General features: G+C 55.8%; 13 protein-coding genes. 10 read left to right on the top strand and 3 right to left on the bottom strand.

The window, feature by feature from the left end; translation table 11 throughout:
* Window positions 1–249, bottom strand: a 249-nt coding sequence (locus KAJ71_RS14875; protein ID WP_283106785.1) for a LytS/YhcK type 5TM receptor domain-containing protein, incomplete at its 3' end; no start/stop codon positions are given.
* Window positions 250–415: 166 nt separating this feature from the next.
* A complete protein-coding gene (ppiA, locus tag KAJ71_RS14880; RefSeq protein WP_021181682.1) occupies window positions 416–985 on the bottom strand; it encodes a peptidylprolyl isomerase A in 570 nt (189 codons plus the stop codon).
* 312 nt (window positions 986–1,297) lie between these two features.
* On the opposite strand from ppiA, the gene KAJ71_RS14885 reads away from it, so the two are divergent.
* The 6 genes from KAJ71_RS14885 (at window position 1,298) to tsgA (ending at window position 7,093) form a co-directional block, all read left to right on the top strand.
* Entirely contained in the window at window positions 1,298–1,603 is a 306-nt protein-coding gene (locus KAJ71_RS14885; protein WP_248946451.1) for a PTS sugar transporter subunit IIB, read from the top strand.
* 16 nt (window positions 1,604–1,619) lie between these two features.
* Complete coding sequence (locus tag KAJ71_RS14890) at window positions 1,620–2,945, top strand: PTS sugar transporter subunit IIC (RefSeq protein ID WP_248946452.1); 1,326 nt, start codon at window positions 1,620–1,622, stop codon at window positions 2,943–2,945.
* A gap of 25 nt (window positions 2,946–2,970) precedes the next feature.
* Window positions 2,971–3,309, top strand: a complete 339-nt coding sequence (locus tag KAJ71_RS14895) for a PTS lactose/cellobiose transporter subunit IIA (RefSeq protein ID WP_248946577.1) — start codon at window positions 2,971–2,973, stop codon at window positions 3,307–3,309.
* On the top strand, window positions 3,306–4,616 hold the full coding sequence (locus tag KAJ71_RS14900) for a 6-phospho-beta-glucosidase (protein ID WP_248946454.1): 1,311 nt from the start codon (window positions 3,306–3,308) through the stop codon (window positions 4,614–4,616). The genes KAJ71_RS14895 and KAJ71_RS14900 overlap by 4 nt, the downstream gene beginning before the upstream one ends.
* An 80-nt stretch (window positions 4,617–4,696) precedes the next feature.
* Window positions 4,697–5,677, top strand: a complete 981-nt coding sequence (locus KAJ71_RS14905; RefSeq protein WP_248946455.1) for a LacI family DNA-binding transcriptional regulator — start codon at window positions 4,697–4,699, stop codon at window positions 5,675–5,677.
* Window positions 5,678–5,908: 231 nt separating this feature from the next.
* Window positions 5,909–7,093 carry an MFS transporter TsgA gene (tsgA, locus tag KAJ71_RS14910; RefSeq protein ID WP_248946456.1) on the top strand — a complete coding sequence of 395 codons (1,185 nt, stop codon included), beginning with the start codon at window positions 5,909–5,911 and terminating at the stop codon, window positions 7,091–7,093.
* A 54-nt stretch (window positions 7,094–7,147) separates the two neighbouring features.
* On the opposite strand, the gene KAJ71_RS14915 is transcribed toward tsgA, so the two are convergent.
* Window positions 7,148–8,431, bottom strand: coding sequence for a cytosine deaminase (locus KAJ71_RS14915; protein ID WP_248946458.1), 1,284 nt, complete (start codon window positions 8,429–8,431; stop codon window positions 7,148–7,150).
* 285 nt (window positions 8,432–8,716) lie between these two features.
* On the opposite strand from KAJ71_RS14915, the gene nirB reads away from it, so the two are divergent.
* The 4 genes from nirB to cysG all read left to right on the top strand — a co-directional run bounded on the left by nirB (window position 8,717) and on the right by cysG (window position 14,046).
* Complete coding sequence (nirB, locus tag KAJ71_RS14920; protein ID WP_248946459.1) at window positions 8,717–11,266, top strand: nitrite reductase large subunit NirB; 2,550 nt, start codon at window positions 8,717–8,719, stop codon at window positions 11,264–11,266.
* A complete protein-coding gene (gene nirD / locus KAJ71_RS14925) occupies window positions 11,263–11,598 on the top strand; it encodes a nitrite reductase small subunit NirD (protein ID WP_248946460.1) in 336 nt (111 codons plus the stop codon). The genes nirB and nirD overlap by 4 nt, the downstream gene beginning before the upstream one ends.
* A gap of 190 nt (window positions 11,599–11,788) precedes the next feature.
* Window positions 11,789–12,589: a nitrite transporter NirC gene (gene nirC / locus KAJ71_RS14930; RefSeq protein WP_248946461.1), complete on the top strand. Its 801-nt coding sequence runs from the start codon at window positions 11,789–11,791 to the stop codon at window positions 12,587–12,589.
* A 53-nt stretch (window positions 12,590–12,642) separates the two neighbouring features.
* Window positions 12,643–14,046 (top strand): siroheme synthase CysG, encoded by a 1,404-nt coding sequence (cysG, locus tag KAJ71_RS14935; protein WP_248946462.1) that lies wholly within the window; start codon window positions 12,643–12,645, stop codon window positions 14,044–14,046.
* Window positions 14,047–14,072 lie beyond the last annotated feature (26 nt).

Here is a 14,072-nt window from a genome sequence, read left to right on the forward strand (position 1 = left end):
ACCCAGCAGCCCGCCCAACACGGCACCAACTGCACGGGTATTGGCGATGGAGTCCTGAATATGCAGGCCAAAGTAGGTGCCCATAATGCAGAACACCGAGAAAATGACGTAGCACAGCAGCTTGTGCGGCAGACGGATGGTCACCTGCATCAGCGGAATAAACAGCGGCGTCTTGCTCAGCAGATAGGCAATGACAAGGTACACGCACATCTGCTGTAGCAGCAGTAACACCTGGTTAAATTCGTACATAAAAACGACTCATCCTGAACAACGGGGCGATCAAAAAAGTGCCGGGTATCCGGTCTGCTTATAGGCGGGTAATTAAATCACGCGGGGTCAAAGAAAACAGTGATGCAGGCAAAGCTTCGAGAGGGAAAAGCAGGCCGATCCCTAGGCAGGGACCGGCTTGGGCGATTTATGGCAACACTTTGGCCGACAGGATCACAATCGGTTTGCTAGGGACATTCTGGTAAGGGCCCACGTTACCGGTTGGCACCTGGGAGATTTTATCAACCACGTCCATACCTTTAACGATCTTGCCAAATACCGCGTAGCCAAAATCACGCTGGCCATGATCGAGGAAAGCATTGTCTGCCACGTTCAGGAAGAACTGGCTGGTGGCGCTGTCTTTATCGGCGGTACGCGCCATGGAAATAGTGCCACGCAGGTTACGCAGGCCGTTGTCGGCTTCGTTCTTGATCGGTGCATTGGTGGTTTTTTGCTGCATATCCGCAGTAAAACCACCGCCCTGAACCATGAAACCTGGGATCACGCGGTGGAAAACGGTGTTGTTGTAGTAACCGCTGTTCACGTAGTCAATAAAGTTCTTGGTTGAGACCGGAGCCTTCTGACTGTCGAGCGCCAATTCGATATTCCCTGCCGAGGTGGTCAGCATGACGTGGGTTTCACCGGCGGCTAATGCGGCGGGTGCCATGGCTGTCAGGGAACACAGCGCAACGAAGGTCACTAAAGTACGTTTGAACATGAACGGGTCCTTTCTTTGAGATACAAACAACGGAAAAGCGCTTTGATTCTAAAGAGCTGTGCCCAGTAGCGCCAGCCATTTACCTATATTTACTCAATTGCCAGACGTTTCTGACTGCGCCCGACTTTATCCTGCGGACAGTATGATCCCCGTACTGATATTTGCCAAGCCGATCACGCATTATTTGCCCATTTTCGCCCTTCGTCGTTTTTTGCGACATGAATCCCGGTTTGGTTTTGCAATCCAGCTAGGCTAAACAAATGAGAGCGCTCTCATTGGCGCTTATAACCATAATAATACTGGAGAGCAATAATGAAGAAGATAGTGCTGTGCTGTGCCGCAGGGATGTCCACCAGCATGCTGGTCAAACGCATGCAAACCGAAGCGCAAAAGCGTGAACTGGCCGTAGAGATTGTGGCCGTACCAGCTGCGGATTTTGAAGCCGAGTTGACAACCGCCAGCGTGGTGCTGTTGGGGCCACAGGTGAAATACGAACTGGCCCGCTTCAGCCAGCTTGCCGAGCCGCATGGCCTGCAGGTTGCCGTCATCGACATGATGGATTACGGCACCCTGCGCGGTGACAAGGTATTAGACAAAGCCCTCAGCCTGATCGCCTGACGCCGCGGAGAACCCCATGAGCCTATACGCTTCCCTGATGCGCGTGGTCGAAAACCATATTGCGCCACTGGCCGGCCGGATTGGTAGCCAGCGCCATATTATTGCCATTCGTGACGGTTTTATCAGCGCCATGCCGTTTTTGATCGTCGGCAGTATCATGCTGATCATCGCCAACCCGCCGTTTGACGCGACCACCACCTCCAGCTTCGGCCAAGCCTGGTTAGGGTTCGCCAAGAAGCACTGGGACACCATCACCATGCCGTTCTTTATGACCATGGGTTTGATGAGCGTATTTGTCTCTATTGGTACCGCCTACAGTTTGGCAAAGCACTACGGAATGGATGCCCTGACCGCCGCATTGCTATCGCTGATGGCATTCCTGCTGGCCTCTGCGCCGCAGGTCGACAACAAGATGTCCCTCGATTTTCTGGGTGGTCAGGGGGTATTCACCGCCCTGATCTGCGCCATTTGGTCGGTCGAACTGATCCGCCTGCTGAAAAAGTACAATATCACCATCCGTATGCCGGAACAGGTTCCCCCCGCCATTGCCCGTTCGTTTGAACTGCTGTATCCGGTAGTGGGCATTCTGTTGACGGTCTATCCCATCAGCCTCCTGATGCAAAGCGAATTCCAACTGCTGCTGCCAGCAGCAATTATGCAGGTATTCCAGCCGCTGATTTCCGTTGGCGATACGCTGCCGGCCATCCTCGTGGCGGTACTGATTGCCAACCTGCTGTGGTTTGCCGGTATTCACGGCGACAACATCGTGACCGGCCTGCTGAACCCGATCTTTATGGCTAACCTGGCCACCAACGCCGCGCTGGTCGCAAACGGTGCAGCCATGACCCAAACGCTAACCGCGCCATTCTGGTCGTTCTATGTCTGTATCGGCGGCTCTGGCTCCACGCTGGTGTTGGCCTTCCTCTACCTGCGCAGCCGCTCAATTCATCTGCGCACCATCGGCAAGCTGAGCGTGGTCCCGGCGGCTTTCAATATCAACGAACCGCTGCTGTTCGGTTCGCCAGTGGTGATGAACCCAACGCTGTTTATCCCGTTGATTGTGGTGCCGATGGTTAACGCCACTCTGGCTTATTTCGCCCTGCACTGGGACATGGTGGAGAAAATGGTAGCGATGGCCCCCTGGACCGCTCCGGCACCGCTGGGAGCGATGATCTCCGCCTCCTGGGATATTCGTGCCGCCGTATTGGTGCTGGTGCTAATGGTGATAGACCTGGCGATCTGGCTGCCATTCTTCAAAGTGTATGAAAAACAACTATTGGCGCAGGAACACGAGCAGGCCGAGGCCGAACGCGAAGCCAGCAACGCCGCCACCGCGCAGTAACAGGAGAAATAACGTGACTGAACTGATGGCTGAAGTCAGCCAGGATTTTGAAAGCACCATTATGGAGCTGCTGGTATTTGCCGGTAGCGCCCGCAGCAGCGCACTGATGGCTTTGCAACAGGCCCGTGCCGGTAATTTCACCGGTTCAGCCGAACATATGGCCGAATCCAGGCAGGCCGTAAAGCAGGCCCACCGCATTCAAACCCAACTGATTGGCATGGACGAAGGCTGCGGCAAACTGGCCATCACCCTGATCACCGTGCACGCGCAGGATCATTTGATGAACGCCATGGTCATTCAGGATCTGGCCGATGACATGATCGAACTTTATCGCCGTCAGGCACAGCAGGAGGCTCGCTCATGAGTTCATTAAAAATCGCCATCATTGGCGGTGGCAGCAGCTACACGCCGGAGCTGGTGGAAGGCCTGATCCTGCGAATTGAAGAGTTGCCAGTGACCGAGCTGGCGCTGGTAGACGTTGAGCCTGGCCGGGAGAAGGTCGAGATCATTGCTGCCTTAACCCAGCGTATGCTGGCCCGTAACGGCTTGGAGCAGGTGAAGGTCAGCGTGCATTTCGACCTGGACGAGGCCATTCGCGGTGCCAGTTTCGTCCTCACCCAGTTCCGTGTAGGCCAATTGCCAGCGCGGGCAGCCGACGAACGCCTGGGGCTGAAATACCAACTGATCGGCCAGGAAACCACCGGCGTTGGCGGTTTCGCCAAGGCGCTGCGTACTATCCCGGTGATGCTGAACATCGCCCGCAAGGTAGAACAGCTGGCCCCCGATGCCTGGATCATCAACTTTACCAACCCGGCAGGTATCGTGACCGAAGCCGTTTCACGCTATACCAAGGCGAAAATCATCGGCCTGTGTAACGTGCCGATCAGCATGCATCACATGATCGCCAATATGCTGAAGGCCCCTTACGCAGAGGTACAGCTGCAATTCGCCGGGTTAAACCACATGGTGTGGGTCCACCAGGTGCTACAAAACGGTAAGGACGTGACCGGCAAGGTGATCGACATGCTGTGTGACGGTGCCGCGCTGACCATGAACAACATCAAGGAAGAGCCTTGGCCGCCAGAGTTCCTGCGTGCCGTTGGTGCGATCCCCTGCCCTTATCACCGTTATTTTTACCAGACCAAAGAGATGCTGGCAGAAGAGATTGCCGCCGCTGCCGAGCGCGGCACCCGCGCTGAACAGGTGATGAAAGTGGAGAAGGAGCTGTTCGAGCTGTATGCTGACCCGCATCTCGACAGCAAGCCCGAGCAACTCAGTTTCCGTGGCGGCTCCTTCTATTCAGAGGTGGCGCTGGAGCTGATCCGCGCTATTCACAACAATCTTGGCACGCAATTAGTGGTCAATACCGCAAACCGTGGCGCTATTCGCGGTTTGCCAGACGATGCTGTGATAGAAACCAACTGTATCGTCGATGCTCAGGGCGCCCATCCGATGACGTTTGGCCAACTGCCGGAATCCATGCATGCGCTGACCCAGCAGGTTAAAGCCTATGAACGCCTGACGATCGAAGCCGCCGTACATGGCGATCGCCGCAGTGGTCTGCTGGCGCTGGTCACCAATCCCCTGGTCGCTAACGCCCAAATTGCCCAGCCGCTGTTGGAAGAGGTGCTGGAGGTGAATAAAGCCTATTTACCGCAGTTTAACGGATAACTATCAACACCGGGTTCGGCTCGCCGGGCCCACTTATCTCCTGTAATCTAGGGGATAAGCCCAGAATCAGGAGCAACAAAATGGTGACGCTGGAAGATGTTGCAGCAATAGCGGGTGTATCCCGCGCGACTGTGTCACGCGTGGTCAACGGCGACAACAAAGTCAAAGCAGTCACCCGCGAGAAGGTCAAACAGGCGGTGGCCGAATTGGGCTACACCCCCAACCCCGCGGCCAGAGCGCTGGCATCCAGCCAAAGCAACACCCTGGGTTTGGTCACCACCTCATACCGTGGCGGCTTCTTTGGCGCCCTGATGGATTTCGTTCAAACCGAAGCCGAGTCCAACGGTAAACAGCTGCTGGTGACCCAAGGCCGTAACAGTGCAGAAAATGAACTGCTGGCGATCCAACGCCTGTTCAGCCTGCGTTGCGACGGCGTGATCCTGCACGTGCGCTGTCTCAGTGACGATCGGCTACGCCAGTTGGCTGCTGAACAGCCCCCCTTTGTGCTACTGGATCGCCTGGTACCCGGTCTGGAAGATCGCTGCGTCACCTTCGATCACGTTTACGCCAGCCAGCTTGCTACCCAGCAGTTGATCGATGCCGGTCATCGGCGCATTGCCTGTATCAGCGGCCCAGCCCAGCGAGCCTCCAGCCAACTGCGGTTACAAGGATTCCTCAATGCCATGCAGGCCGCCAACCTGCAACCGCTAGGCTGCCCGGAAGGGGTGTATGACCTGGAAAGCGGCTACCAGTGCGCTGACCAACTGCTGCGCAGCAAAATGCAGCCTACGGCGATTTACTGCTGCAACGAAGAAATGGCGATGGGTGCCCTGCTGGCGATCAATGAACGTCATCTGCGCGTACCGCAGGATATTTCGTTGGTCTGCTATGACAGCGGCGAGCGGGCGCCTTTTGTCCGCCCAGCGCTCACCAGCGTACATTTCCCTATTACCGAGATGGCACAGTATGCCGCTCGTCTGCTGATCGATCCACTGACCGCGCCAGTGCGCTTTGAGCCGACCATCATCCAACGCGATTCGATCGCCACACTCGGTAACTGATCACACAAAACTTAACAACCTTTCATACCTTGCATCAAAAAATCGATGCTCGTCACATAAACTCCCGTTGTCTATGCTAGGATCCGCCTCCTGGTGGCCTGATCGGGATCTTTTCCTATTTTTACCAGGAAAAACCAGCGGCCTTATGCCAGCTTTAAACCTTAGGGATCTCAGGTTACGGCCTGACAGCCTACGGGTATAAACCACAACAAAGATAATCAGGCCTATTACATGAATGACAGCAACCGCATCCGGCTAACATGGATCAGCTTCTTCTCTTATGCGCTGACCGGTGCATTAGTGATCGTCACAGGGATGGTGATGGGAAACATCGCAGAGTATTTCAATCTGCCGGTTTCCAGTATGAGCAATACCTTTACCTTCCTTAACGCGGGTATTTTGATTTCAATCTTCCTCAATGCCTGGTTGATGGAAATCATTCCGCTGAAACGTCAGCTGATCTTTGGCTTTATCCTGATGCTGCTGGCCATCGCCGGGCTGATGGTGGGCAAAAGCCTGACCCTGTTCTCGCTGTGCATGTTTGTGCTCGGCGTGGTCAGCGGTATCACCATGTCGATCGGTACCTTCCTGATCACCCATATGTATGCTGGCCGCCAACGTGGCTCACGCCTGCTGTTTACCGACTCTTTCTTCAGCATGGCCGGGATGATCTTCCCAATCGTTGCCGCGATGCTGCTGGCGCGTAGCATTGGCTGGTATTGGGTTTACGCCTGTATCGGGTTGCTGTACCTGGCCATCTTCGTGCTGACGCTGTGCTCCGAGTTCCCGGTTCTGGGTAACAAAGGAGAGAACAGCAGTGAGCCGGTGGTGAAAGAGAAATGGGGCGTCGGTGTGCTGTTTCTGGCTATCGCCGCGCTATGCTACATCCTTGGCCAGTTGGGCTTTATCCAATGGGTGCCGGAATACGCCACCAAAACCTTCGGCATGAATATCGACCAGGCGGGCAAAGTAGTCAGCAATTTCTGGACTTCTTACATGATCGGTATGTGGGTGTTCAGTTTCGTGCTGCGTTTCTTTGACCTGCAACGCATCGTTACCGTGCTGGCCGCACTGGCAACGGGTGCCATGTACCTGTTTATCAGCACCGATAATCCTGAGTACCTGAGCTACTACATCATGGCTCTGGGCTTCGTCTCCAGCGCGATCTACACCACGCTGATCACGCTCGGTTCACAGCAGACCAAGGTTTCTTCACCGAAACTGGTTAACTTTATCCTGACCTGCGGCACCATCGGCACCATGCTGACCTTCGTGGTCACCGGCCCGATTGTTGCCAGCAGCGGAGTCCATGCCGCGCTGACAACGGCCAATGGCCTGTATCTGGCCGTGTTTGTGATGTGTCTGCTGCTCGGTTTTGTGACCAAGCACCGCAACCATGGGCATACCACGCATTAATTTCTGTTAGCTTTCCACATGAGGGTTCTGCCAACGCAGAACCCTTTTTTATGTCTAACGCCTGAAGTCGACCTGCTCTGCCTGCTCCAGATACAGCGTGGTTTGCGCAGGCTGAGTGGCCGCGATGACCGCACCAGCACGGATCGAATAACGCACCGGCGTCTGGCGGCGTACCGCATCAAAACCGCTGTCTGCCGGAAGAATGACCAAATCAGCACTATTGCCCGCACGTAAACCGTAATCCGTCAGGTTCAGGGTTCGTGCGCTGTGGGTGGTGATCAGATTCAAACCGTCATCGATCTGGCCATAGCCCATCAGTTGGCAAACATGAAGCCCCATATGCAGCACCTGCAACATATTGGCGGTGCCCAGCGGATACCAGGGATCGAACACGTCGTCATGGCCGAAGCAGACGTTAATGCCCGCCTCCAGCATCTCTTTCACCCGGGTGATGCCACGCCGTTTAGGATAGGTATCAAATCGCCCTTGCAGGTGAATATTCACCAACGGGTTGGCCACGAAGTTGATACCAGACATCTTCAGCAACCGGAACAGCCGTGAGGTATAGGCCCCATTATAGGAATGCATCGCGGTGGTATGGCTGGCGGTAACCTTGGCGCCCATCTCCAGCTTCAACGCCAACGCGGCCACGGTCTCCACAAAGCGGGACTGCTCGTCGTCAATCTCGTCGCAGTGCACGTCCACCAGCCGATCATATTTCTGTGCCAGGGCAAAGGCCTTGTGCAGCGATTCCACGCCGTATTCGCGAGTGAATTCAAAATGCGGGATAGCCCCGACCACATCCGCTCCTAGCCGTAACGCTTCCTCCAACAGGGCTTCTCCATTGGGATATGACAGGATCCCTTCCTGAGGGAAGGCCACGATCTGCAGCGAGATCCAAGGAGCGACCTCCTGTTTGACCTCCAGCATGGCGCGCAGCGCGGTCAGTGTAGGATCGGACACGTCGACATGGGTGCGTACATGCTGCACACCGTTGGCGATTTGCCATTTCAGCGTCTGCCAGGCGCGCTGCTTCACGTCTTCATGGGTGAGCAGTGCTTTGCGCTCCGCCCAGCGTTCAATGCCTTCAAACAGCGTGCCGGACTGGTTCCAGGCGGGCTGCCCGGCAGTTTGCGTGGTATCCAGGTGGATATGTGGCTCGATAAACGGCGGCAGCGCTAGCCCACCCTCGGCATCCAACACGTCGCTGCGCCACTCCACCCCCTCAGGCTGTGGAATGATGTGCGCGATCCGCCCCTGATCGATGGCCAACTGCCATAGTCCTTCATGCCCGCTCAGGCGCAGATTATCGATAAACTTTACCGGATTGTTCGCCATTATTTACCTCTGCTCGGCTCCCATTTGGTTCATCATACTTGGGCAACCGCGGGCTGACAAAATCACCGATTGGCTTTCCTCCCTCTGACTACTCCTCAATGAGTATTTTTTCCTTAACTGTCTCGATTCAGCTAAAGTTGAGCAAAAACCACAACTTATCAAATATCGATAAAAATCATAGATATACCACCTTAGAGGTATATAGGGGCTATCTTGACCTGTATCAATAAATTGCCTTCGGGGAGGAATAAGGTACATGCAGGAAATCAGAATTTTGAGGCAATAATGAGCAGAGTCCAACTCGCGGTTATCGGCAACGGTATGGTCGGCCACCGCTTTATCGAAGATCTGCTGGAAAAGGCAGACAAAGACCAGTTCGAAATCACCATCTTTTGTGAAGAGCCGCGCATCGCCTACGACCGCGTACACCTTTCCTCCTATTTCTCCCACCACACTGCCGAAGAACTTTCGCTGGTTCGCGAAGGTTTCTATGAAAAACAGGGCGTCAACGTGCTGGTCGGCGAGCGCGCGATCACCATTAACCGCGCAGAGAAAGTGATCCACTCCAATACCGGCCGCACGGTTTATTACGACAAGCTGATCATGGCAACCGGCTCCTATCCATGGATCCCGCCGATCAAAGGTTCAGAAACTCAGGATTGCTTCGTTTACCGCACCATCGAAGATCTCAACGCCATCGAATCTTGCGCCCGCCGCAGTAAACGTGGCGCGGTGGTGGGTGGTGGCCTGCTCGGCCTGGAAGCGGCGGGCGCGCTGAAAAGCCTCGGCGTGGAAACCCATGTGATCGAGTTCGCGCCGATGTTGATGGCAGAACAGCTCGATCCGATGGGCGGCGACCAGCTGCGTCGCAAGATCGAGCGCATGGGTGTCAAAGTCCACACCGGCAAGAACACCACTGAAATCATCAACGGCGGCAAAAGCGCACGCAAAACCATGCACTTTGCCGACGGCAGCGAGCTGGAGGTCGATTTTATCGTCTTCTCAACCGGCATCCGCCCGCAGGACAAACTGGCTCACCAATGTGGGCTGGCTACCGCCCCACGCGGTGGTATTGCGATTAACGATAACTGCCAGACCTCCGATCCGGACGTTTACGCCATTGGTGAATGCGCCTCCTGGCAGCAGCGCACCTTCGGCTTGGTAGCGCCGGGCTACAAGATGGCTCAGGTCACCGCCGACCATCTGCTGAGCCGTGAAAACAGCTTCCAGGGCGCCGATATGAGCGCCAAGCTGAAACTGCTGGGGGTTGATGTGGGAGGTATTGGTGATGCGCACGCGCGTACCGAAGGCGCCCGCAGCTACGTCTATCTGGATGAAAGCAAAGAGGTGTATAAGCGCCTGGTCGTTAGCGCAGACAATAAAACGTTGCTCGGCGCGGTGCTGGTCGGCGACACCAGCGACTACGGCAACCTGCTGCAGCTTGCACTGAATAATATCGAACTACCGGAAAACCCGGACAGCCTGATCCTGCCAGCCCATGCCGGCAGCAAACCGGCCATCGGCGTAGATTCGCTGCCAGAAACCGCGCAGATCTGTTCCTGCTTCGACGTCAGCAAAGGCGATATCATCAAAGCGGTGAATATGGGTTGCCATACCGTGGCGGCGATCAAGTCCGAGACCAAGGCCGGTACCGGCTGCGGCGGCTGTATTCCACTGATCACCCAGGTGTTGAACGCCGAGCTGAGCAAACAGGGCATCGAGGTTAACCATCACCTGTGCGAACACTTTGCCTATTCCCGCCAGGAGCTGTACCACCTGATCCGGGTTGAAGGCATCAAGACCTTTGACGAGCTGTTGGCGAAATACGGCAAAGGTTACGGCTGTGAAGTCTGTAAACCGACCGCCGGTTCACTGCTGGCCTCCTGCTGGAACGAGTATGTGCTCAAGCCGCAGCACACGCCGCTACAAGACACCAACGACAACTTCCTGGGTAACATCCAGAAAGACGGCACCTACTCGGTGATCCCACGTTCTGCCGGTGGTGAAATCACGCCGGAAGGTCTGATCGCCGTAGGCAAGATCGCCAAAGAATACAATCTGTACACCAAGATGACCGGCTCAATGCGTATCGGCATGTTCGGCGCGCAGAAAGACGATCTGCCCGCCATCTGGAGCAAGCTGATCGCCGCCGGTTTCGAAACCGGCCACGCCTACGCCAAGGCGCTGCGAATGGCCAAAACCTGCGTCGGTAGCACCTGGTGCCGCTATGGCGTAGGTGACAGCGTTGGTTTCGGCGTGCAGCTTGAACACCGTTACAAAGGCATCCGTACTCCACACAAGATGAAGTTTGGCGTTTCCGGCTGTACCCGCGAATGTGCTGAAGCGCAGGGGAAAGACGTCGGCATTATTGCCACCGAGAACGGCTGGAACCTGTATGTATGCGGCAACGGCGGGATGAAACCGCGCCATGCCGATCTGCTGGCAGCCGATCTCGATAACGAAACGCTAATGCGTTACCTCGACCGTTTCATGATGTTCTACATCCGCACCGGCGATAAGTTGCAGCGTACCTCGGTCTGGCTGGAAAGCCTGGAAGGCGGCATCGATTATCTGCGCAAGGTGATTATCGACGACAAGCTGGGCATCAATGCACAACTGGAAACCGAAATTGCTCGCCTGCGTGAAGCAGTGATCTGCGAATGGAAAGCAACTGTCGAAAATCCTGAATCACAGGTACGTTTCGCTCACTTTATTAACAACAGCCAGCGCGATCCTAGCGTTCAGGTCGTGGCTGAGCGCGAGCAACATCGCCCAGCACGCCCAGATGAACGCATTCCCGTCACCTTGCTGGAAACCGAGGAGAACAACGCATGAGCCAGTGGATCACCGTTTGCCCCATCGCCGATATTCTGCCCGCGACCGGCGTGTGTGCGCTGATCGGCACCCAGCAGGTGGCGATATTCCGCCCCTATGCCGACGAACGGCTGTTTGCCATCAGCAATATCGACCCGTTTGCCCAGGCCAGCGTACTTTCTCGCGGCCTGATTGCCGAGCATCAGGGTGAGCTATGGGTCGCCAGCCCGCTGAAAAAACAGCATTTCCGTCTGCACGACGGTTTCTGCCTGGAAGATGAGAGCCGCTCAGTGGCCAGCTTCGCCAGCCGGGTAGTCGACGGCCTGGTTCAGGTGGCTAACAGAACGAACTGATTTTCGCTACATTATCGTTTTTAGAAACTATCCAACACTTTTATTGACTACCCAATGGATTTCGGATTGTAGCTAGGCAGCAAGCGAATGAGTCCCCAGGAGCTTACTTTTGGTAAGTGACTGGGGTGAGTTCGTGCAGCTAACAACGCTACAGTTCGAAAGACGAAGGGTATAATTCCCAGGGAAATCTATGTTCACCGACACCATCAACAAATGCGCTGCCAACGCGGCACGCATCGTCAAACTGGCCAAAGAGAGTCCACTCGGCTTTTGGATCAGTTCCGCTATGGCCGGGGCCTATGTCGGCCTTGGCATCATCCTGATCTTTACCCTCGGCAACCTGGTGGATCCGTCCATCCGTCCGTTAGTCATGGGAGCCACCTTCGGTATCGCACTGACGCTGGTGATCATCGCCGGTTCAGAGCTGTTCACCGGCCACACCATGTTTCTGATGCTGGGCGTCAAGGCCGGTACCATCAAGCACAGCCAGATGTGGGCCGTACTGCCACAAACCTGGTTGGGTAATCTGCTCGGTTCGGTGCTGGTCGCACTGATGTATTATTACGGCGGCGGTAGCCTGCTGCCAATAGATACCAGCCTGGTTCATACCGTGGCGCTGGCAAAAACCACTGCCCCGGCAGAAGTGCTGTTCTTCAAAGGCGTATTGTGTAACTGGCTGGTTTGCCTGGCGATCTGGATGGCATTGCGCGTTGAAGGCGCGGCCAAATTTATCGCCATCTGGTGGTGTTTGCTGGCGTTTATCGCTTCCGGTTACGAGCACTCAGTCGCTAACATGACGCTGTTTGCCCTATCCTGGTTCGGCCACCACAGCGAAACCTATACCCTGAGCGGTATCGGTCATAACCTGCTGTGGGTGACTCTGGGCAATATGGTCTCTGGTGCCGTCTTTATGGGCCTCGGCTACTGGTACGCCACGCCACGTGCTCAGCGCCCGCAGGTTGAGATTGCCGCTGCACGCCAAAACGCATAATAATTTGGGGGGGGAACGATCGCCCCCGTTATCCACTTCTCCGAGGATTGCCGATGGATTACTTACCCATTTTCTGCCAACTGCAACACAAAGCCTGCCTGCTGGTCGGCGGCGGGGAAGTCGCTGAACGTAAAGCTCGCCTGCTGCTGGAGGCTGGTGCGCAGTTAACCGTCAACTCTATCCAGTTCAGTGAACAATTCCTTATCTGGGCCGAACAGGGCCAGGTGACATTGGTAGAAGGTGAGTTTTCCACCGACTTGCTGGCAGAAAAATGGTTAGTCATTGCCGCAACCGACCGGGTGGAAGTTAACGCCCTGGTCTATCAGTGCGCCAACCAACAGCAGGTGTTCTGCAACGTGGTGGACGACCCCAAACGCGCCAGCTTTATCATGCCTTCGATTATCGATCGTTCGCCGATTATGGTGGCAGTCTCTTCTGGGGGGAAAGCCCCGGTGCTGGCACGTTTGCTAAGGGAAAAACTGGAAGCTATTCTGCCGCAACATCTGGGTCAACTGGCTCAGTTGGCGGGTTCATTGCGCCAGCGGGTGAAGCAGCAGTTTGACAGCATTGGCGCTCGTCGCCGTTTCTGGGAAAAGCTGTTCTTGCACGACAGGTTGGCGCAGTCTCTGGCCAACAGCGATACCCCGCAGGCTAACCAACAGATTGAAAAGCTTTTTGCCGAGCGGCCTGAAGAACAGGGCGAAGTGGTGCTGGTGGGCGCAGGGCCAGGCGATGCAGGCCTGCTGACGCTAAAAGGCCTGCAACAGATCCAGCAGGCTGACGTGGTCGTTTACGACCGCCTGGTTTCTGAAGAGATTATGACTTTGGTACGGCGCGATGCCGAACGCATCTTTGTGGGAAAACGTGCCGGGCATCACTGCGTACCACAAGAGCAAATCAATCAGATCCTGGTAGAACAGGCCAGGCGAGGCCTGCGCGTCGTCAGGCTGAAAGGGGGCGATCCCTTCATCTTTGGCCGGGGTGGCGAAGAGCTGGAAACGCTGGCCGAAGCGGATATACCTTTCTCTGTGGTGCCGGGGATCACCGCGGCTTCGGGTTGCTCGGCCTACAGCGGCATTCCCCTCACCCACCGCGATCACGCGCAAAGCGTGCGCTTGGTGACGGGCCATGCCAAGTCCGACGGCGGATTGGAGTGGGCACAGCTTGCCGCCAAGCAGCAAACGCTGGTGTTCTATATGGGATTAAGCCAGGCGGCGGAAATCCAGCGGCAGTTGATCACTCACGGCATGGCTTCCTCGATGCCCGTCGCGCTGGTCGAGAACGGCACCTCAACTCACCAACGAGTGATCGAAGGCGAGCTGGCACAGTTGGGTGAGCTAGCCAAACAGGCTGCCAGCCCAAGCCTGATTATCGTTGGCAGCGTCGTCAGCCTGCGCAGCAAGCTGAACTGGTTCGCCAGCCGACAAACTCCGGCAGAACTGAGCAAAATGGCATAAAAAAAGCGACCCTTGTGGCCGCTTCA

Origin of the sequence: Serratia silvae (genome assembly GCF_023282985.1) — a bacterium.
GTDB lineage: Bacteria > Pseudomonadota > Gammaproteobacteria > Enterobacterales > Enterobacteriaceae > Chania > Chania silvae.